Origin of the sequence: Micromonospora sp. WMMD754, from assembly GCF_049315235.1 — a bacterium.
GTDB classification, from domain to species: Bacteria; Actinomycetota; Actinomycetes; order Mycobacteriales; family Micromonosporaceae; genus Micromonospora; species Micromonospora sediminicola.
Genome location: NZ_CP186058.1, coordinates 1,044,813 through 1,064,378, shown reverse-complemented (window position 1 = coordinate 1,064,378; position 19,566 = coordinate 1,044,813). Strand labels below are relative to the sequence as shown.

The window sequence follows — 19,566 nt, the reverse complement described above, 5'->3', positions numbered from 1 at the left end:
GGGCCCTCAGTTGATGAACCGGAGGTCGGTGATCCACTTGGCGGCCACCGCCATCACGTAGAAGTCGGTCAGCGCCAGCGTGCCCAGGGTGATCCAGGCGAGCTGCATGTGCCGGACGTTCAACCAGGACACGCCGGTCCACGCCTTGTAGCGCACCGGGTGCTTCGAGAAGTGCTTGAGCCGGCCGCCGATGATGTGCCGGCAGGAGTGGCAGGAGATCGTGTACGCCCAGAGCATCACCACGTTGATCAGCAGGATGACGTTGCCCAGGCCGAAGCCGAAGCCCTCGGGGGAGTGAAAGGCGTAGATCGCGTCCCAGGTGTTGATCAGCGAGATGATCGCGGCGGCGTAGAAGAAGTAGCGGTGCAGGTTCTGACCGAGCAGCGGGAACCGGGTCTCACCGCTGTAGGACTGGTGCCCGTCCGGCACCGCGCACGCCGGCGGCGACAGCCAGAACGACCGGTAGTAGGCCTTGCGGTAGTAGTAGCAGGTGAGCCGGAACAGCAGCAGGAACGGCAGGGTCAGCGCCGCGTCCGGGATGATCCACCAGCCGGGCAGGAAGCTGCCGAAGTGCGAGGAACCCTCGACGCAGCGCTCGGTCACGCAGGGGGAGTAGAACGGCGTCAGGTAGTGGTACTGGTCCACCCAGTACCACTTGTGCATGAAGACCCGGACGGTCGCGTAGATGACCCACGCGCTCAGCCCGACGACGGTGATCAATGGCGCGAACCACCAGCGGTCGGTCCGCAACGTCTTCGCCGCGATGGCGGCACGTGCCCGCGCTCCCCGCGGTCTCGTTGCCGTTGATGTCATTCGAGTCATCTCCCTGACGTCACTGTCACGTCCTGCGCACGCGCGGGACCACGCCGGTGAACCGGCGCGGCTAAGTGACACACGTTACGCCGATCTTCACGGCCCGGCCGCGCAACGCAGTGTCCCGTGTGTCCCGCGGGTTGGAAAGACCCGGATCATGATCAATATGCGGACGGCGTCGCCGCGTCGGTGTTCCGGATCAGCCGGACGCGCCGCCGGTGAAGTTCCACGACGACAGCCGCAGGGCGGGCCCCTCCCACCAGGACCCGTCCATCCGGTCCGGCTGGCGGACCGGCGACCGGCCCAGACCGAGCACCCGGCCCGGCCCCAACGCCCGCGGGTACGACTCGGTGAACCGGAGATCCCGGACCGCCCGCACCGGCACGCCGTCCTCGACCAGCCAGACCCCGTTGCGGGTCAGCCCGGTGACGACCAGCTGCTTCGGGTCCAGCACCCGGGTGTACCAGAAGTCGCTGACCAGCAGTCCGCGCCGCACGCCGGCCACCAGGGCCGCGGTGTCCGGGTCGCCCACCGCCCCGGTCACCCCGGCGCTCACCGGTCCGGCCGCGACCCCGGCGTCGACCGTGTCCGGCGCGCCCGGCAGCAGGCGGAGGTTGTGCGGGATCGGCCCGAACGTCGACCCGCCGGCCATGCCGTGCCCGGTGGACGCGACGCCCGCCTCCGCGCCGCTGCGCCGGTCGTGGGCCACCGCCCGGGTGGTGCCGGCCTCCACCAGCGGCAGCGCCCGCCGGGGCGTGCCCTCCAGGTCGAACGGCAGCGTCGAGGCGTGCAGCGGGTCGTCCACCAGCGTCACCGCCGGGTCGAACTGGGCGGCGCCCGGCTCGGCGAAGGACTGGCGTTCGGCGTACCGCTTGCCGTTGAAGCCGAACCAGGCGAGGTTCTGCAACAGGTCGGCCACCGCCGCCGGTTCGAGCACCACCTCGTAGCGCCCGGGCGGCAGTTCCACCGGGTCGGCCGCGGCCCGTGCCTTGGCCGCCGCGCGGGCGCCGAGCGCGGCGCCGTCGAGGTCGGCGAGGCGGTCGGCGCAGTGCCGGGCCACGCCGTCGACGCCCCCGGTGCGGGCGATGCCGTCCATGGCCGCCTCCGCCGCCCGCCCCTGCGCCGAGTGCCCGGCGGAGTTGGCGAACGCGCCGGACCGGTACGCCGTGCGGCAGTAGCCCGCCGCCTCCAGCCCTTCGACCGCGTCCACGAAGGCGCGTACCCGGGCCGCCCGCTCGTCGGGCGAGGCGAACGCGGTGGCCTCGTCGACGCCCGGGCCGGACGGCGTCGGCGTCGGCGCGGTGAGCCCGGGCCAGGCCGGGTCGGCCGGGGCCAGCCGGGCCGCGGCCCGGGTCCGCTCGACCAGCGCGGCCAGCCCGTCGGCGTCGACCCGGTTGCCGCCACCCGCGGCGGTCCGCCCGTCGACGTGCAGCCGCAGCTGGATCGCGGTGCCGGTCTCGGCGACGTTCTGATGGATCGAGGAGTTGGCGAAGCGGGTGAGCGCGAGGTCGGTGCGGGTCACCAGCACCTCGGCCTCCGCGCCCGGCCCGGCCACGCGCCGGACCAGCTCCACCACCCGGGCGGCGAGATCCTGTTCGGCGCTCACGCGCGCACCCCCACACGGACGCCGCGGAAGCGGGCCGGGGCGGCCGGATGGCCGGTGTGCCCGACCTGGCCGGGTTGCCCCTTGCCGCAGTTGGGCGTGCCCCACGGGACGATCTCCGAGGAGAGCATGTCCATCGACCGCCAGAAGACCGGCCCGATGCCGGTGTAGGTGGGATTGCGCAGCATCCGCCCCCGGCGGCCTTTCTTCACCTCCCAGCCGACCTCGCAGCCGAACTGGAAGTTGAGCCTCTTGTCGTCGATCGACCAGGACCGGTTGATGTCCATCAGCACCCCGTCGTCGGTGGCCGCGACGATCTCGTCGAGCGTGTGCGGGCCGGGTTCCAGGCCCACGTTCGTCATCCGCACCATCGGCAGCCGGGCCCAGCCGTCGGCGCGTACGCTGCCGCCGTAGCCCAGGCCGGCGACGGCGGCCGAGTCCCGGCCGGCGAGCACCCCGACCCACCGCCCTTCGCGGACCGCGTCCCGGGCGACCGCCGGGGAGCCCTCGTCGTCGAAGCCGAAGCTGCCCAGCGCGCCCGGGATGGTCGGGTCGATGGTCACGTTCATCAGCTCGGAGCCGTAGCGCAGTGAGCCGAGGCGGGCCAGGTCGAGCCAGGAGGTGCCGGCGAAGGCCGCCTCCCAGCCCAGGATGCGGTCCAGCTCGATGGCGTGCCCGACCGACTCGTGGATCTGCAACGCGAGCTGCTCGCCGCCGAGGATCAGGTCGGTCTCGCCGGCCGGGCACTCCGGGGCGGTGAGCAGCTCGCGGGACTCCTCGGCGATCCGGGCGGCGTGCGCGGCCAGGTCGAGTGAGGTGACCAGCTCCCACCCCGTGGTGCCGTACTGCCCCCGGTAGCTCGGATAGGACCGGCGCTGGGTCTCGCCGTCGCCGATCGAGGTGGCCGAGATGCCGCCGCCGCACTCCCGGATGTGCTGGTCGATCCGGTGGCCCTCGCTGGAGACGAACCACTTCGTGGTGTCCCAGATCTGGTAGAGCCCCTCGGCCAGGTCGGCCCCGTGCTCCCGCATGGTCGCGGTGGCGCCGACCAGCAGGTCGCCCTTGTCGGAGAGCGGCACCCCGAGCGGATCGACCGCGCAGGTCGAGGCCCAGCTCGCCACCGCCGCCTCGACCGGCACGAGGTCGATCGGCGGGCCGGAGACGCGCGCGCTCGCGGTGGCGATCGCCGCGGCGCGCCGGCCGGCGTCGCGGGCCGAGGCGTCGGACAGCTCGGGTACGGCCTGGAAACCCCACCCGGAGCCGACCAGGGCGCGCACCCCCAGGCCGACGCTCTCGTGCTGGGTCAGCTCCTCGACGTCACCGTTGCGCGCCGACATCGACTCGTACCGGCGGTGCATCACCCGGGCGTCGGCATAGCGGGCCCCGGCGTCGAGGGCGGCCTGCACGGCGGCGGTGGCCGCGTCGAACTCGCTCATGACGGCACTACGCTTCGCTCGGCGCGGCCAGGAGGCACGGCCGCACTGCGGTGACGATTCGCTCGATGGCGCTCGCTCATGGGCCGACCCTAGGCGAGCGCACCGACATCCGTCAGGGGACGAGATCCTCCGGCCGGATCGTCGCCCGGACGGGGTCCGTCAGCTCCAGCACGTCGGCGGGCTTGGTCACCGACACCTCCCGGTAGTGCCGGCCCTGGCGGCGGTAGAGGTGCAACGTGCCGGTCTCCTGCTCGACCAGCAGGTACCACTCGATGCCGGCGGCGGCGTAGTAGTGCATCTTGAGCACCTTGTCCGTCGCCGCGTTGCTCGGTGAGATGACCTCGCAGACGAGCCGGACGTCCCGCGCCTCGATCATCGGTTCGTCGAAGTCGATCGGCTCGGTGACGACCAGGTCGGGAATCGGTATCCGGCCCGGCTTGAGCCGGACGTTGACCGTCTCCAGCAGCTCCAGGCCCACGCGCCGCGCCGCGGTTTCGAGCAGGTTGCCGAGGTTCCGCTGGATCCGCTGGTGCCGCGGGGTGGGCGCCGGCGTCACGTGGAGGCTCCCGTCGAAGAGTTCGACGCGTTGCTGCGTCTCGCTGAGGGCGAGGTACTCCTCTTCGGTCCACGGGCCGTCGTGGCCGAACACCGCCGCGGTCATGGTCACCTCCACCTCGTGTCGCGGGAATCTTCCCTTCGTCGCCGGGACCATGGTCGCACCTCAGGTGCGCCGACGAGACGACGATGCCCACTCGCGTCGGTGAATGTCCCTGGTGAGGGCTGTTCAGGTCGGAAACCGAGTCGTTACGCTCTGACCGCTGACAGCCCGGCCTTTGTAGCTTATTTTCGCCTCCAGAGGTTTCCTGTAGGTTCTCTTCATCAGGAGGGGGAGGCGGTCATGGGCAGGTCGGATGCAGTGCCGTCCGGGGAGCCGGACCGCCCGGAGGTGCCGGAGCAGCGCTCCGGCGAGGGCCCCTATCTCCAGGTCCGGGACCTGCGGGTGCGGTTCGACACCGAGGACGGTGTGGTCCGGGCTGTGGACGGGGTGTCGTTCGCCGTCGAGCGGGGTCGCACGCTCGGGATCGTGGGGGAGTCCGGGTCGGGGAAGAGCGTGACGTCGTTGGCGATCCTGGGTCTGCACAACTCCAAGCGGGCGTCCGTCACCGGGGAGATCTCGGTGGGTGGGCGTCAGTTGGTGGGTCTGCCGGAGGAGGAGGTGCGGCGGCTGCGGGGTCGGGACATGGCGATGATCTTCCAGGATCCGTTGTCGGCGTTGCATCCGTACTACACGGTCGGGAAGCAGATCGCCGAGGCGTACCGGGTGCACCACCCGAAGGCCGGTAGGCGGGAGGCGCGTAGCCGGGCGGTGGACATGTTGGGTCGGGTGGGGATTCCGCAGCCGGCGCGGCGGTTCGAGCAGTATCCGCACGAGTTCTCCGGTGGGATGCGGCAGCGGGCGATGATCGCGATGGCGTTGGTCAACGATCCGGATCTGGTGATCGCCGACGAGCCGACGACGGCGTTGGACGTGACGGTGCAGGCGCAGATCCTGGACCTGCTCAATGATCTTCAGGAGGAGTTCCGTTCGGCGATCATCCTGATCACCCACGATTTGGGTGTGGTCGGTCAGGTGGCCGATGACGTCCTCGTCATGTACGGCGGTCGGGCGGTGGAGCACGGCAGTGTGGAGCAGGTGTTGCGGCGGCCGCAGCATCCGTACACGTGGGGGTTGTTGTCGAGCGTGCCGTCGTTGCACGGTGACGCGGACGCGGACCTGGTGCCGATCCCGGGCAACCCGCCGAGTCTGATCAACCTGCCGTCGGGCTGCGCGTTCCATCCCCGCTGCCGCTATGCCGACGTCAACGGCGACCGCTCCCGCGCCGAGGTCCCCGAACTGCGGGCGGCCGGCGAGACGGGGCACCTGGTGGCCTGTCATCTGTCGGCGGCGGAGCGGACCCGGATCTATCAGCAGGACATCGCCCAGGTGGGAGTGGCCCGATGAGCGTCGAGAGCGAGCCGCTGCTGCGGGTGCGGGGGCTGACCAAGCACTTCCCGGTGCGCGAGGGCTTCCGCAGCCGGGGCGCCGTGCGGGCGGTCGACGGGCTGGACTTCGACGTCCGCCCCGGCGAGACGTTGGGTCTGGTGGGCGAGTCGGGGTGTGGGAAGACCACGACCGGGCGGATGCTGGTGCGGCTGCTGGAACCCACCGCCGGCAGCATCACCTTCGCCGGGCGGGACATCACCCACGCCCGCCGGGGCGCGTTGCGGCCGCTGCGCCAGGACCTGCAGATCATCTTCCAGGACCCGTACGCGTCGTTGAACCCCCGCCACACCGTCGGGCGGATCGTGGCCATGCCGCTGCAGGTCAACAACATCACCCCACCCGGCGGCGTCAAGAAACGCGTGCAGGAACTGCTGGAACTGGTCGGCCTCAACCCCGAGCACTACAACCGCTACCCGCACGAGTTCTCCGGCGGGCAACGCCAACGCATCGGCATCGCCCGCGCCCTGGCCCTGCAACCCAAGCTCATCGTCGCCGACGAACCCGTGAGCGCCCTCGACGTGTCCATCCAGGCCCAGGTCATCAACCTCCTGCGCGACCTGCAACGCGACCTCGACCTGGCGTTCGTGTTCATCGCCCACGACCTCGCCGTGGTCCGCCACTTCTGCCACCGCGTCGCCGTCATGTACCTCGGCACCATCGTCGAGATCGGCGACCGCGACACCATCTACACCCGCCCGCAACACCCCTACACCCGCGCCCTGCTCTCGGCCATCCCCGACGTCACCACCCTCGGCCCCGCCGGCCGCATCCGCCTCACCGGCGACGTCCCCACCCCCCTGGACCCACCCAGCGGCTGCCGCTTCCGCACCCGCTGCTGGAAAGCCACCGACCGCTGCGCCACCGAAACACCCGCCCTGACCACCCGCGACGGCGGCACCCAACTCACCGCCTGCCACTACCCGGAGAGCGGACCGGTGGACGCCGCCGGGCCGGCGACGGTCGGCGGTGGCACTGTCGCGCCCGCGGCGGTCGGCGGCGGCGACGCCCCGGAACTGAAGGAGGTGGCGGAATGAGCCTGTCCCCGGTCGAGGGCGTGGCGCTCGCGGAGATCGAGTCGCCCGGTGACGGCGACGAGCGCCGGGACAAGGAGTTCGTCGGCCGCTCACCCGGCCAACTCGCGCTGGCGCGGCTCCGGCGGGACCGCACCGCCCTGGTCAGCGGCGCCCTGCTCGTCTTCTTCGTCCTGGTCGCGCTGGCCGTGCCGCTGATCGAGGCGCTGTACGGGGTGGGGCCGAAGGAGCAGTTCCAGAGCCGTCTCGACGGCTACGGCATGCCGCTGGGCTACGCCGGCGGCGTCACCGGCGACCACTGGTTTGGGCTGGAGCCCGGCCTGGGTCGGGACATCTTCATCCGGATGGTGCACGGGCTGCGGACGTCGCTGTTCATCGCGTTCGCCGCCGCCGTGCTGACCGCCGTCATCGGCGTGACGCTGGGTACGCTCGCCGGCTACCTCGGTGGCTGGCTGGACTCGGTGATCAACTGGATCACCGACCTGACCCTGGCGATGCCGTTCCTGATCATCGCGCTGGCACTGATGCCGACCGTCGCGCTGCGCTTCTACGGCCAGCGGGAGGCCGTCCCGGCGTACTTCCAGATCGGCGTGCTCATCTCGATCTTCGCGTTGTTCGGCTGGACCAGCACCGCCCGCCTGGTCCGGGGCCAGATCATCGCGCTGCGCGAGCGCGAGTTCGTGGAGGCGGCCCGGGCCAGCGGGGCCGGTCTCGGGCACATGCTGTTCCGTCAGCTGCTGCCGAACGTGTGGGCGCCGATCCTGGTCGCCTTCTCGCTCGCGGTGCCGCAGTACATCACCAGCGAGGCGGCGCTGTCGTTCATCGGCGTCGGCCTCACCGACGCGACGCCGAGCTTCGGCCGGATGATCTACCGCAGTCTCGACTACCTGCAGACCGACCCGGCGTACGTCTTCTTCCCCGGCATCACGATCTTCGCGCTCGTGTTCGCCTTCAACCTCTTCGGCGACGCGCTGCGCGACGCGCTCGACCCGAAGTCGTCCCGGTAGGAGGCCGACCCATGACGCGTTTCCTCGTCCGCCGGCTGCTCTCGGCCGCGCTCACGCTCTTCGCGGTCAGCGTGCTGAGCTTCCTGATGTTCTTCGCCCTGCCGCGCGACCCGGTCACCGGCATGTGCCCGAAGAACTGCAACCCCGAGCGGCTGGAACGGGTCCGCCAGGAGCTGGGCCTGAACGACCCGCTGATCAGCCAGTACGCCGGCTACATGAAGGGCATCGTCACCGGGCGGGACCTGGGCAGCGCCCAGGGCGGCCAGTGCGACGCGCCCTGCCTCGGCTGGTCGTACGTCTCCAACGAGGCGGTCTCGGACACCATCGCCCGGGTGCTGCCGGTGACGCTGAGCATCGTCATCCCGGCGGCCGTCCTGTGGCTGCTGCTCGGCGTCGGCCTGGGCATGTTGTCCGCGCTGCGCCGGGGGAGCTGGCTGGACCGGGCGGCGATCGGCTTCTCGCTGACCGGCGCCTCGCTGCAGCTCTACTTCGTCGGCGCGGTGCTGCTCATCGTGTTCGTCTACAACCTGCGCCTGCTACCGGTGCCCAGCTACACCTCGTTCTTCGACGACCCCCTGAAATGGAGCAGCGGGCTGGTGCTGGCCTGGTTGGCGCTGGCCTTCCTCTTCTCCGCCATCTATGCCCGGCTGTCCCGGGCGCAGATGTTGGAGACGCTGTCGGAGGACTTCGTCCGCACCGCCCGCGCCAAGGGCCTGGCCAAACGCAAGGTGTACGGCCGACATGCGCTGCGGGCCGCGATCACGCCGGTGGTGACCATCGCCGGCCTGGACGTGGGCGGGGCGCTCGGCGGCACCGTCATCACCGAGACGACGTTCGGCCTGAACGGGATGGGTCGGACCGCGGTGGACGCGGTCCGCTCCGGTGACCTGCCGACCATCATGGCGACCGTGCTGATCGCGGCGGTCTTCGTGGTGCTCGCCAACATGATCGTGGACCTGCTCTACGCGGTGATCGACCCCCGGGTGCGCCTGGGCTGACCGACGGTCCGACGAAATTTATCGAGAACTGTTACACAACTCGTAGTTTTTCTTCTTTACGATCCTCGGGACGTCGGCGGATGCGCCCGGCGTACGGGTGGAGGAGGTAGGACATGCGACCACGCGCAGCGGCCGCCGTCGGCGGCGCCATCGCACTGGTTGTGGGGCTGGGCGCCTGCTCGGAGAACACGGGCGAGGGCACCAAGGTGGACGGCAGCCGGCAGCAGACCGGGGTCATCGCCACCGACCCCAAGGACTCGCAGGGGCCGGCGCCGGAGGTGGAGGGCGCGGCCAAGGGCGGCACGTTCACCATCATCCGGGAGACCCCCATCTCCCACCTGGACCCGCAGCGGACGTACTCGTTCGCCGGGCTGATGGCCAGCCCGCTCTTCGCCCGCTACCTGACCACGTGGAAGGACGACGGCAAGGGCGGCCTGGTCCTGGTGGGCGACCTGGCCGAGACGCCGGGCAAGAACGTCAACAACGACTGCAAGGTCTGGGAATTCACGATCAAGGACGGGGTGAAGTTCGAGGACGGCAGCCCGATCACCGCCAAGGAGATCGCGTACGGCATCGCCCGCTCCTTCGACCCGGACCTCACCAGCGGCCCCACCTACATCCAGGAGTGGCTGGCCGACACCGCGCAGTTCGACACCAAGTGGGACTTCAAGAAGAACAAGACGTCGCTGCCGCCGGGCCTGACCACGCCGGACGACAAGACGCTGCGGTTCGAGTTCGCCAAGCCGCGCTGCGACCTGCCGTTCGCGGTCTCGCTGCCCACCACGGCGCCGCTGAAGCCGGAGAAGGACACCGGGGTCAACCTGGACCAGAAGCCGTTCTCGTCCGGCCCCTACAAGATCGCCAAGAACCAGGTCGGCGTCCAGCTGACGCTGGACCGCAACCCGAACTGGGACGCGAAGACCGACCCGGTGCGCCACCAGTACCCGGACCAGTTCGTCTGGACCTTCGGCCCGACCCAGGACGCCGCCAACAACCGGGTGATCGCGGACAACGGCGCCGACCAGAGCGCGCTGGCGTTCAACTCGGTGCCGCCGGCGCTGGTCGCCAAGGTGGCCGGTGACCCTGCGCTGAAGTCCCGCACCCTGCTGTCCCCGACCCCGAGCGCCAACCAGCTCGTGATCAACACCCAGCGGGTCAAGGACCTGAAGATCCGCCAGGCGCTCAACTACGCGATCGACCGGGAGGGCCTGGTCAAGGCGCTCGGCGGCCAGACCGTCGCCCAGCCGATGACCACCCTGATGCCGTCGTCGACCATCGGTTACAAGGCGTACGACGCCTACCCGGCGGGTGCCAACGGCAACCCGGAGAAGGCGAAGGAGCTGCTCGGCGGACAGACGCCGGAGCTGGTCCTCGGCGTCGCGGACAACACCGACGAGCAGCAGATCGCGGTCCAGCTCAAGGGCAACCTGGAGCGCGCCGGCTTCAAGATCACCGTCCGGAACATCCCGGACGACGCGAAGCTGGACGAGGTCAAGAAGAAGGACAACCCGTGGGACCTCTACATCGGTAACTGGGCCGCGGACTGGCCGAGCGGCGCCTCGATCCTGCCGGTGCTCTACGACGGCCGCACCATCAAGGCCGAGGGCAACAGCAACCAGTCGTACTTCAACGACGACGCGATCAACGCCGAGATGGACCGGATCCTGGCGCTGCCCCCGGCCGACCAGGGCCCGGAGTGGGGCAAGCTGGACGAGCGGATCATGAAGGAGCACGCGCCGGTGGTGCCGCTCTACGTGGACGTGGCCTACAACGTGCACGGCTCCAAGGCCGGAGGGGTCTTCATCTCCTCCGTGTTCGGCTACCCGAACTTCGTGAACGCCTTCGTCAAGCAGTAGCCGTACCTGTGGTTGAAGGAAGGGCCCCTTCTTAACGCGCGACGTTAAGAAGGGGCCCTTCCTCTACCGCAGGCGTTAATAAGGGGCCCTTCCTTAAGCCAGGTAGCGGCGGAGGAAGTCCAGCTCCAGGCGGAGCAGGCGTTCGGACACCCCGCCGGCGGCCAGGTGGCTCGCGCCGGTGAGCGGCAGCACCGCGTGCGGGCGGCCGGTGGCCAGCAGCGCGGCGGAGAGCCGCAGCGTGTGCGCGGCCAGCACGTTGTCGTCCACCAGCCCGTGCACCAGCAGCATCGGCCGGGCCTGCGCCGGGTCGCCGAGCGGCTCGGCGGCCAGCTCGACCAGCGAGTGGTGCGCGTAGACGTCCATCCCGTCGTCCGGCATGCCGAGGTAGCGCTCGCTGTAGGCGGTGTCGTACAGCGCCCAGTCGGTGACCGGCGCCCCGACGATCGCGCACTTGAACAGTTCGGGGTGGCGCAGCACCGCCAGCCCGGCCAGCCAACCGCCGAACGACCAGCCGCGCACCGCCACCCGCTCCAGGTCCAGGTCGGGGTGCTTGCCGGCGAGCGCGGTGAGCGCGTCCACCTGGTCGCTCAGGATCACGTCGGCGACCCGGCGGTGGATCGCCTTCTCGAACGACGGCGCGATGCCCGGGGTGCCCCGGTTGTCGATGGTCACCACCGCGAAGCCCTGCTCGGCCCACCACTGCCGTTCCAGCCAGGCGCCGCGGGCCGCGATCACCTCCTGGTGGCCGGGGCCGCCGTAGATGTCCAGCAGCACCGGCAACCGCGTGCCCTTGACGTGCTCGACCGGGTAGAGCACCGCGCTGGGCAGCCGCCGGTCGGTCACCCGGACCAGCGTCGGCCGCGGCGCGTACGAGCAGGTGGCGGCCAGTGAGCGCAGCTCGCCCACCTCGCGGTCGCCGTGCCACACCCGCCACCGCACGCCCGGGTGCTCCAGCGAGGCGATGCCCACCACCAGCGTGGATCCGCCGATCGCGGCGGTGTGCCAGCCCGGGTCGCTGCCCATCCGGCGGGCGTCCATCCCACCGCCGATGGTGGTCCGCACCCGGTAGAGGTGGCGTTGGCTGGGCTCGCCCTCGCTCGCCTCCACCAGCAGGTCGGCCGCCTGGTTGGGACCGGCCGGCAACCGCCCGACCACTCGCCGCACGTACAGCGAGGGCGGGGTGAGCAGCGTCCCGTCGGCGAAGAGGCAGCGGGCGTCGTACCCGTCGTGGGCCAGCTCGCCGCCGACCAGCACCCGCCCGTCCGGCAGGTGCGCCGGGGTGCCCGGGATCGGCTCCACCCAGCGCGGGTCGGCCAGCTCCGCGTGCACCTGCGTCTCCCCGGTACGCGGGTCCACCGCCAGCACCAGGCCGTGCTGTTGCGAGCGGCGCAGCACGGTGATCAACGGCCCGCCGTCCGCCCAGTCCACCGAGCTGAGGTAGGGGTAGGTCTCGCGGTCCCAGTGCACGTCGACCCAGCCGCCGTCGAGGTCGAGCAGGTGCAGGCTGACCTCCGCGTTCGGGCCGCCGGCCACCGGGTACGCCAGCGACGTCGACGGGCTCGCCGGCTCGGCCGGGTCGTGCAGGTACCAGCGCGGCAGGCGGGACTCGTCGACCCGGGCGGCCAGCACGCTGCGACCGTCCGGCGCCCACCAGTAGCCCCGGTAGCGGTGGAACTCCTCGGCCGCGATGTGCTCGGCCAGCCCCCAGGTCACCCCGCTGTCCTCACCGGCGAGCAGGTTGTCCGTACCGTCCGGCTCGACGACCCGCAGCTGGCCCCGGCGGACGCCCTCGGCCGCGTCGGTGACGTAGGCCAGCCGTTCGCCGGCCGGGTCGGGGCGCGGGTCGATCACCGGCCCCACGGCGGCGACCTCGACCACGTCACCGTGCACCAGGTCGGCCCGGAACAGCCGCCCGGCCAGCGCGAACGCGGCCACCCGGCCGGCCGCGTCCAGCGCGTACGAGCCGATGCCGCCGGAGCTGAGGCGCAGCCGCTCGCGCAGCGCCCGCTCGCCGGGGGCGAGGCGGGCCGGCTCGGCGTCCGTGCCCAGCAGCACCGCCGGGTCCGCGACCAGGCGTTCCTCGCCGCTGTCGACGTCGAGCAGCCAGAGTGCGTCGGCCGGGTCCTCCGGTCCCGCGGACCGCAGGAAGAGCACCCGGGAGCCGTCCCCCGCGACGGAGACGGCGCGCGGCGCCCCGTGGCTGAACCGACGGGTACGGGCGGCCAGCTCGGGAAAGTCCACGCCTGCAGATCGTAGGCGGGTGCCGGGCGTGATGTGGCCGACCTGGGCGGACGCATGAGCGCCGAGCGGGCAGGACCGCCGGTTAGAGTGACGGGCGTGACGACGCTGCCCGACCGACGCCTCCTGCTGGTCCACGCGCATCCCGACGACGAGTCGATCGGCACCGGCGCGACGATGGCGCACTACGCCGCCGCCGGCGCCCACGTCACGCTGGTGACCTGCACGCTGGGCGAGGAGGGCGAGATCCACGTCCCCGAGCTGGCGCGGCTCTGCGCCGCCGAGGCGGACCAGCTCGGCGGCTACCGCATCGGCGAACTGGCCGCGGCCTGCGCCGCGCTCGGCGTCACCGACCACCGGTTCCTCGGCGGCGCCGGCCGCTACCGCGACTCCGGGATGATGGGGCTGGCCACCAACGACCACCCGCGGGCGTTCTGGCGCGCCGACCTCGACGAGGCCGCCGGGCACCTGCTGGAGGTCATCCGCGAGGTCCGCCCGCAGGTCGTGATCACGTACGACCCGAACGGCTTCTACGGGCACCCCGACCACATCCAGGCGCACCGGGTGGCGATGCGGGGCGTGGAGCTGGCCGCCGCCGAGGGGATCGCCCCGGCCAAGGTCTACTGGACGGCCATGCCGCGCAGCGTGCTGGACGCCGGCCTGGAGGCGTTCACCGAGTCGTCGGACAATCCCTTCGCCGGCATCGACGACGTCGACGACCTGCCCTTCGGCACGCCGGACGCGCAGATCGCGGCGCGGATCGACGCCACCGAGCAGCACGCCGCGAAGGAGGCGGCGATGCGCGCCCACGCCACCCAGATCCCGGCCAACTCGTGGCTCTACTCGATCGCCGGCAACTTCGGCGCCGAGTTCATGGGGGTCGAATACTTCACGCTCGCGGTCGGCGGCAAGGGCCCGGGCGTCGGCCCGTACGGCTGGGAGGACGACCTCTTCGCCGGGTTGGGCCTGGACGGGCCGGACCGCACCCCGGTCGCGGCGGCCGGTCTCCGGTGACGCTGCCCGCCGCACCCGTGTCGATCCTTCCCGAGCCGCAGCCACCCGCGTCGCCGTCGCGCGCCGAGCGGGCGCTCGACCGTGCGCTGCGCGTGGCCGGCGGCGTGGTGACGGTCTGGGCCGGTGTCCTGGCCGCGCTGCTCGACCTGATCTTCGCGACCTGGGCGTGGGAGGCGGTGCAGGGCCGCTCCGGCGGCGCCCAGGCGCTGGTCGGCATCGGTCTGGTGCTCGCCGGGATCGCGGCCGTGGTCGCGTCGACGGTGCTGCTGGGCTCGTTCGCGCACCGGTCGACCGGCACCCGGTGGGCGGTGGCGCTGGCCGCGTTGCCCTGGTTCCTGGTGATCGTCGTGGGCGGCTTCCGCACCACCGAGGGGGACCTGGCGCTGGCCGGCGACAACGTGCTCGGCCTGGCGCTGATCGTCGCCGGTGCGGTCACCTTCGCGGTGCTCGGCTTCCGGCAGATCGTGGTGCCGCCGCCGGTCTCCCGGTAGGTGCTGACGCCGCACAGGTGGCGGTGGTAGACATTCCTGCCAGAGGCCCGCCGTGGGGGCGGGTGGTACGGCGGGAGGCGTGCGATGGCTCAGAGGTGGCGTGCGGTCGGCGTGCTGGCGGCCGCGTTGTTCGCGGTGAACGTGGTGGCCCGGCTGGTCATCCGGTTCGCGTTCCCGGACGACGACACCGCCTCCGGCCGGGTCTCCCTGGCGATGTTCCTGGTGATCGGGCTGATCCTGGCCGTCACCTCGTTCCGCTGGGGTGCCGATCGGCCGCTCGGGCACTGGGCGGGCGACCTGGCCGTCGGCGTGGTCGTGGCGCTGGCGCTGACCGTGTTCGTCGGCCCGCTGCTGGTCGGGGAGAACCCGTTCGGCGGGGGCGCGGGTCTCTTCTTCGCCCAGATCTGGCTCTACCTCGCGGCGACCCTGGCCGGCGTGCTGGTGGGCTACCTGATCCTCACCGCGCTCGGCCGGGACCACCGGTCCCGCCAGCTGAAGCGGTACGCCGAGATGAAGGCGTCCCGGCCCCGCAAGATCGTCCGCCGCTGACCTCAGGGGGCGACCCGGGTCAGGTAGGTGTGGTGGGTGGTGAAGCCGAGCCGACGGTAGAGCGCCACCGCGCCCACGTTGCGCTGCTCCACCTGGAGGAACGCGCGGGACGCTCCCTCCGCCGCGGCCCACCCGGCCAGGGCGCGCACGACCGCCGCGGCGAACCCCTGCCGGCGGGCCTCCGGCAGCACCTCCAGCAGGCTGACGCCGAACCAGCGGCCCTCGCCGGTGACGGTGCCCCGGCCCACCGCGAGCAGCCGCCCGTCGACCCGCAGCTCGGCGAAGCGGACCCGCGCCACGGCGGTGAGCACGTGCCGCGCCTCCGCCGGCAGTCCGCCCTTGCGGTCGGCGGCGACCGCCAGCCAGTCGTCGGCGGGCGCGTCGGCCAGCGTCACCGGCCGCTCCGGCGCGACGTCGGCGTCCGGTGCGGTCAGGGCGGCCAGCGGGACGGTCTGGACCAGCACCGGCGGGCGGGACGTCCAGCCGCGCGCGTCCAGTTCCGCGCCGACCGGGGCGGCCAGCGGCAGCGGGGTGTTCACCAGCGCCGGTTGGCCCCGGTCGGCGTACCAGTGCTGCACGGCGTCCAGCGCGGCGGGCAGCGGGCGATCCGGGTCGCCGATCGGCAGGGCGCTGTTCGCCCGGCCGGTCCAGCCGGCGGCCGAGCGCAGGCGCCAGTCGCCGAGCCGTCCGCGTACCGGGGCGGGCCACGCCTCGTCGGCGGCCACCTCCAGGTCGACCACGGCGGCGGCGGTGGGCCGGCGGGCCGGCGGCACCCGCTTGGCCCGGTGCACCTCGCCGACCGGTACGCGCAGCGGACCGGCGTCGGTGGCGAGCGTGATGTGCGTCTCGCTCAGCTCGACCAGCTCGCCGAGCGCGTCGGAGAACAGCGGCCGGCCTCCCCGAATCCCCACAATCCGGCGGACCACGATCCGGTGTCCCACGTCCTGCTGTCGGAGCACGATCGACCCCCTCCCCGGCGAGATACTAGGCTCTTACCGTTGCGGATGATCGCGACGAGTCTTGCGGAGGAGAAGACCGGTGACCTACATCATCGCCGAGCCGTGCGTGGACGTGCTCGACAAGGCATGCATCGAGGAGTGCCCGGTCGACTGCATCTACGAGGGCAACCGGATGCTCTACATCCACCCCGACGAGTGCGTCGACTGTGGTGCCTGTGAGCCGGTCTGCCCGGTCGAAGCGATCTTCTACGAGGACGACGTGCCGGAGCAGTGGAAGGACTACACCGGCGCGAACTACGAGTTCTTCGAGGACCTGGGTTCGCCCGGGGGCGCCTCCAAGATCGGCAAGGTGGAGAAGGACGCCACCTTCGTCGCCGCGCAGCCGCCGCGCGGCGAGGGCCACTGAGCCGGCCCACGCCGGTCTCGGCACGGCTGCCCGAGTTCACCTGGGACACGCTGGACGCCGCGGCCGCCACGGCCGCGGCGCACCCGGGTGGTCTCGTCAACCTCTCCATGGGCACGCCGGTCGACCCGGTGCCACCGTTGATCCGGCAGGCGCTGGCCGACGCGTCGGACGCGCCGGGCTACCCGTTGACCGCGGGCACGCCCGCCCTGCGGGACGCGATCGCGGCCTGGGTGGCCCGGGCCTGCGGCGCGGGCGTCGACGGGCTGGGTGTGCTGCCGACGATCGGCTCCAAGGAGCTGGTGGCCTGGCTGCCCACGCTGCTCGGCCTCGGCCCCGGTGACGTGGTCGTGGTGCCGCCGGTCGCCTACCCGACCTACGAGGACGGGGCCCGGCTGGCCGGCGCGACCACGGTGCGCAGCGACTCGCTGACCGCCCTCGGCCCGGATCCCCGGGTGCGCCTGGTCTGGGTCAACTCGCCCGGCAACCCGACCGGCCGAGTGCTGCCCGCCGCCCACCTGCGCAAGGTGGTCGAGTGGGCGCGGGAGCGCGGGGCGGTGGTCGCCAGCGACGAGTGCTACCTGCCGTTGGGGTGGGACGCGCAGCCCGTCTCGATCCTCTCGCCCGAGGTCTGCGGCGGGTCGTACGCGGGCGTGCTGGCGGTGCACTCGCTCTCCAAGCGCTCCAACCTGGCCGGTTACCGGGCCGGGTTCGTCGCCGGCGACCCGGCGCTGGTGGCCGAGCTGCTCAAGATCCGTAAGCACGCCGGCATGATCGTGCCGGCCCCGGTGCAGGCCGCCATGGTGGCCGCGCTCGGCGACCAGGCCCACGCCGACGCCCAACGGGAGCGCTACCGGGCCCGGCGGGAGAAGCTGCGGGCCGCGTTCACCGGCGCCGGCTTCACCGTCGAGCACTCCGAGGCCGGGCTCTACCTGTGGCTGACCCGCGACGAGGACTGCTGGGACACGGTCGACTGGCTGGCCCGGCGGGGCATCCTGGTCGCCGCCGGGGTGTTCTACGGCCCGGCCGGTGCCCGGCACGTCCGGGTGGCGCTGACCGAGTCCGACGAGCGCGTCGACGCGGTGGCCGGCCGGCTGGCCGAGTCCTGACCACCCGGCCGCCGACCCTGACCGGGGTCGGCGGCCGGAACGGGTCAGCCGTTGATCCTCCGGAACACCGTCAGCAGCGTGTCCCGGCTGCGCTTCTCCAGGAACTCGCTGGCCATCAGCTCCTGCATCTGCACGGTGCGGCCGTCGAACAGGGTCAGCGTGGCCTTCAACGGCACCTCCCGCCGCACCTCCACCGAGGTGATCTCCTCGTACGGCAGGTACGGGTGCCGGCCGGCCAGCTCGGCGATCGGCGCCGAGCCGACCAGCGCGGTCAGCCGCTTCTCGCCCTCGCCGGCCTTGCCCGGGTCGGGGATCAGCACCAGGCCGTTGTCGAGCACCAGCACGTCGTGCTCCCGGCCGTCGATCTTGATGTTGGCCAGCCCGCCGATCAGGTCGGCGTCCCGGGCCGACGCGCGGGCCTGCACCACCGTGGCGGCGCCGACGTCGATCCCCAGCGCGGCCAGCCGGGCCAGCGCCTCGTCCAGGCTCTCCGGCGCGACCGCCAGCTTGGCCACCTCGGCCTGGTCCCACGGCTCGCCCGCCGGACCGACCAGCTGCGCCGGCCCGGACCAGGAGAGCTGCCACCGGGCCCGCCCGGCGCGGACCGCCGCGTTGTCCAGCAGGGTCTCCATCGGGCCGGCGAAGGCGGCGGCGGCCTCCTCGCGGGTGGCGCCGCCGAAGAACCGCTCGGCGAACTCGCCGAGCCGGCCGGCGCGGACCAGCTCCAGCACGGTCGGCAGTCCCGGCCCGGCGTTGCCGGTGAACCGGCCGGCCGCCCGGTAGATGCCGTCCGCCTGCTGCTGCACGCCGGCGGCCACCGACTCGGCGACGAACTGCGGCCAGGGCAGCAGCCGCCGCGAGCCGTGCTCGACCACCAGTGACTGGAGCGCACGGCCGGCCCCGGCCACGTCGGCGAGCAGGATCCAGGCCGGTCGGTCGTCCGCACCCGCCGCCGTCGGCGGCACGGACGTCATCGCGGCGACGCGGACGCCGATCGGCGGGTGGGTGTCCCACCGGGACGGAGTGCCCTCCGGGGCGTTCTCCCGCAGCTCGTCGATCTCGTCGCGGCGCGCCTGGAGCAGGTGCGCGAAGCCGCCGAAGAGGTCGTCCGGCGCGAGCCCGGCCGACCAGCCCGGCTCGACGTAGCGGCGCATGTAGAAGCCCCAGGCGGCGTCCAGCGCCGGCAGCGTGCGCAGCGCCGAGGTGGCCGCCTCGGTTCCGGCGAGCGCGACGGAGGCGCGGTCCGCCTCCAGCTCCTGACGGCGCGACGCGGCGTTGTCGACCATCAGGTAGAGCATCGCGTAACCCTTGAACACCCAGCCGATCGGGTTGCGCGGGCTGATCCGCTCGATGGTCTCCCCGATCGCCACCCGGCCCCGGTAGGCGACGCCGCCCAGCCGGGTGTGCCGGCCGGAGTAGTGGCCCAGCTCGTGCGCCAGGACCGACCGGAGCTGGTCGATCCGCATGGCCTGGAGCAGCGGCAACCCGAGGTAGAGGGTGCGCCGTCCGGCGACCAGGCCGAGCAGCCTGCTCTGCTCGCCGACCGCCGCGTTCACCTCCGGCACCAGCCGGATCTCGTCCGGCGCCCGGGTGCCGACCGCCGTCGCCAGCTCACGCACGGTGGCCCAGAGTTGGGGCGCCGCGCGCTCGTCCAGGATCAGGCCGGGCGCCGGCTCGTTCTTCGTACGGATCGCCTTCCACATCCCCACGCCGACCGCGCCGAGCGCGACCACCAGCGGCAGCAGCAGCTTGCCGGTGATCACGCCGCTGGTGTGGCCGAACAGCCAGACCCCGAGCGCGACCACGGCGGCGAGCTGGAGCAGCGCGACGACGTAGAAACCGATCAACATGACCACCGAGGCGAGCGCCCGGTACGTCGCGGACATGCGTTTCCCTTCCCCGTTGACGAGGGCCCGACCGGTCGATCCGGGCGAGCCGCCGGGGGACCGTACGACGCGGGTCCCACGGGGACAACCCCCGTCCGTCCGAATCGATCTCCCCCGAGGGCCCGACCG

At 72.4% G+C, this 19,566-nt stretch carries 17 protein-coding genes; 10 read left to right on the top strand and 7 right to left on the bottom strand.

The window, feature by feature from the left end; genetic code table 11:
* Window positions 1–6: 6 nt before the first annotated feature.
* From ACN27B_RS04970 to ACN27B_RS04955, 4 genes are all read right to left on the bottom strand, one after another.
* Window positions 7–813 (bottom strand): hypothetical protein, encoded by an 807-nt coding sequence (locus tag ACN27B_RS04970; RefSeq protein WP_091570634.1) that lies wholly within the window; start codon window positions 811–813, stop codon window positions 7–9.
* Window positions 814–1,012: 199 nt separating this feature from the next.
* Window positions 1,013–2,419, bottom strand: coding sequence for a TldD/PmbA family protein (locus ACN27B_RS04965; RefSeq protein ID WP_422743688.1), 1,407 nt, complete (start codon window positions 2,417–2,419; stop codon window positions 1,013–1,015).
* The gene (locus ACN27B_RS04960; protein WP_099163740.1) at window positions 2,416–3,852 is read right to left on the bottom strand and encodes a TldD/PmbA family protein; all 1,437 of its coding nucleotides are present in this window, start codon (window positions 3,850–3,852) and stop codon (window positions 2,416–2,418) included. The genes ACN27B_RS04965 and ACN27B_RS04960 overlap by 4 nt, the downstream gene beginning before the upstream one ends.
* Window positions 3,853–3,964: 112 nt before the next feature.
* A complete protein-coding gene (locus ACN27B_RS04955; RefSeq protein ID WP_098747402.1) occupies window positions 3,965–4,513 on the bottom strand; it encodes a Uma2 family endonuclease in 549 nt (182 codons plus the stop codon).
* Between the two features lie 237 nt (window positions 4,514–4,750).
* Between ACN27B_RS04955 and ACN27B_RS04950 the strand changes: the two genes are divergently transcribed.
* From ACN27B_RS04950 to ACN27B_RS04930, 5 genes are all read left to right on the top strand, one after another.
* Entirely contained in the window at window positions 4,751–5,854 is a 1,104-nt protein-coding gene (locus tag ACN27B_RS04950) for an ABC transporter ATP-binding protein (RefSeq protein ID WP_422743685.1), read from the top strand.
* Window positions 5,851–6,930 (top strand): ABC transporter ATP-binding protein, encoded by a 1,080-nt coding sequence (locus tag ACN27B_RS04945; RefSeq protein WP_422743683.1) that lies wholly within the window; start codon window positions 5,851–5,853, stop codon window positions 6,928–6,930. The genes ACN27B_RS04950 and ACN27B_RS04945 overlap by 4 nt, the downstream gene beginning before the upstream one ends.
* Window positions 6,927–7,934 (top strand): ABC transporter permease, encoded by a 1,008-nt coding sequence (locus tag ACN27B_RS04940; protein ID WP_099163742.1) that lies wholly within the window; start codon window positions 6,927–6,929, stop codon window positions 7,932–7,934. Before ACN27B_RS04945 ends, ACN27B_RS04940 begins: the two co-directional genes overlap by 4 nt.
* A gap of 11 nt (window positions 7,935–7,945) precedes the next feature.
* Window positions 7,946–8,932: an ABC transporter permease gene (locus ACN27B_RS04935; protein WP_099163743.1), complete on the top strand. Its 987-nt coding sequence runs from the start codon at window positions 7,946–7,948 to the stop codon at window positions 8,930–8,932.
* A 113-nt stretch (window positions 8,933–9,045) separates the two neighbouring features.
* Window positions 9,046–10,788, top strand: a complete 1,743-nt coding sequence (locus tag ACN27B_RS04930; RefSeq protein ID WP_396821740.1) for an ABC transporter substrate-binding protein — start codon at window positions 9,046–9,048, stop codon at window positions 10,786–10,788.
* A 93-nt stretch (window positions 10,789–10,881) separates the two neighbouring features.
* Here ACN27B_RS04930 and ACN27B_RS04925 read toward each other — a convergent pair whose 3' ends face one another.
* On the bottom strand, window positions 10,882–13,029 hold the full coding sequence (locus tag ACN27B_RS04925; protein ID WP_422743680.1) for a prolyl oligopeptidase family serine peptidase: 2,148 nt from the start codon (window positions 13,027–13,029) through the stop codon (window positions 10,882–10,884).
* Window positions 13,030–13,116: 87 nt separating this feature from the next.
* Between ACN27B_RS04925 and mshB the strand changes: the two genes are divergently transcribed.
* From mshB to ACN27B_RS04910, 3 genes are all read left to right on the top strand, one after another.
* Window positions 13,117–14,040, top strand: a complete 924-nt coding sequence (gene mshB / locus ACN27B_RS04920) for an N-acetyl-1-D-myo-inositol-2-amino-2-deoxy-alpha-D-glucopyranoside deacetylase (RefSeq protein WP_099163746.1) — start codon at window positions 13,117–13,119, stop codon at window positions 14,038–14,040.
* Window positions 14,037–14,531 (top strand): hypothetical protein, encoded by a 495-nt coding sequence (locus tag ACN27B_RS04915; RefSeq protein WP_422743678.1) that lies wholly within the window; start codon window positions 14,037–14,039, stop codon window positions 14,529–14,531. The genes mshB and ACN27B_RS04915 overlap by 4 nt, the downstream gene beginning before the upstream one ends.
* A gap of 84 nt (window positions 14,532–14,615) precedes the next feature.
* Window positions 14,616–15,080, top strand: a complete 465-nt coding sequence (locus ACN27B_RS04910; protein ID WP_099163748.1) for a hypothetical protein — start codon at window positions 14,616–14,618, stop codon at window positions 15,078–15,080.
* 2 nt (window positions 15,081–15,082) lie between these two features.
* On the opposite strand, the gene ACN27B_RS04905 is transcribed toward ACN27B_RS04910, so the two are convergent.
* Window positions 15,083–16,039 (bottom strand): GNAT family N-acetyltransferase, encoded by a 957-nt coding sequence (locus tag ACN27B_RS04905; protein ID WP_422743676.1) that lies wholly within the window; start codon window positions 16,037–16,039, stop codon window positions 15,083–15,085.
* Between the two features lie 79 nt (window positions 16,040–16,118).
* Here ACN27B_RS04905 and fdxA point away from each other — a divergent pair, with 79 nt between their 5' ends.
* Together fdxA and dapC are read left to right on the top strand one after the other, a co-directional pair.
* A complete protein-coding gene (gene fdxA / locus ACN27B_RS04900) occupies window positions 16,119–16,445 on the top strand; it encodes a ferredoxin (RefSeq protein WP_007464872.1) in 327 nt (108 codons plus the stop codon).
* A complete protein-coding gene (gene dapC / locus ACN27B_RS04895) occupies window positions 16,442–17,551 on the top strand; it encodes a succinyldiaminopimelate transaminase (protein WP_099164912.1) in 1,110 nt (369 codons plus the stop codon). The genes fdxA and dapC overlap by 4 nt, the downstream gene beginning before the upstream one ends.
* A 44-nt stretch (window positions 17,552–17,595) precedes the next feature.
* On the opposite strand, the gene ACN27B_RS04890 is transcribed toward dapC, so the two are convergent.
* Entirely contained in the window at window positions 17,596–19,437 is a 1,842-nt protein-coding gene (locus ACN27B_RS04890) for a M48 family metallopeptidase (protein WP_422743674.1), read from the bottom strand.
* Window positions 19,438–19,566: the final 129 nt, after the last annotated feature.

What these genes read in the sequence shown, in the direction of transcription:
- ACN27B_RS04970 (WP_091570634.1), bottom strand. Translation starts at nt 813, where the DNA reads ATGACATCAACGGCAACGAGACCGCGGGGAGCGCGGGCACGTGCCGCC.
- ACN27B_RS04960 (WP_099163740.1), bottom strand. Translation starts at nt 3,852, where the DNA reads ATGAGCGAGTTCGACGCGGCCACCGCCGCCGTGCAGGCCGCCCTCGAC.
- ACN27B_RS04955 (WP_098747402.1), bottom strand. Translation starts at nt 4,513, where the DNA reads ATGACCGCGGCGGTGTTCGGCCACGACGGCCCGTGGACCGAAGAGGAG.
- ACN27B_RS04950 (WP_422743685.1), top strand. Translation starts at nt 4,751, where the DNA reads ATGGGCAGGTCGGATGCAGTGCCGTCCGGGGAGCCGGACCGCCCGGAG.
- ACN27B_RS04945 (WP_422743683.1), top strand. Translation starts at nt 5,851, where the DNA reads ATGAGCGTCGAGAGCGAGCCGCTGCTGCGGGTGCGGGGGCTGACCAAG.
- ACN27B_RS04940 (WP_099163742.1), top strand. Translation starts at nt 6,927, where the DNA reads ATGAGCCTGTCCCCGGTCGAGGGCGTGGCGCTCGCGGAGATCGAGTCG.
- ACN27B_RS04935 (WP_099163743.1), top strand. Translation starts at nt 7,946, where the DNA reads ATGACGCGTTTCCTCGTCCGCCGGCTGCTCTCGGCCGCGCTCACGCTC.
- ACN27B_RS04930 (WP_396821740.1), top strand. Translation starts at nt 9,046, where the DNA reads ATGCGACCACGCGCAGCGGCCGCCGTCGGCGGCGCCATCGCACTGGTT.
- ACN27B_RS04910 (WP_099163748.1), top strand. Translation starts at nt 14,616, where the DNA reads ATGGCTCAGAGGTGGCGTGCGGTCGGCGTGCTGGCGGCCGCGTTGTTC.
- ACN27B_RS04890 (WP_422743674.1), bottom strand. Translation starts at nt 19,437, where the DNA reads ATGTCCGCGACGTACCGGGCGCTCGCCTCGGTGGTCATGTTGATCGGT.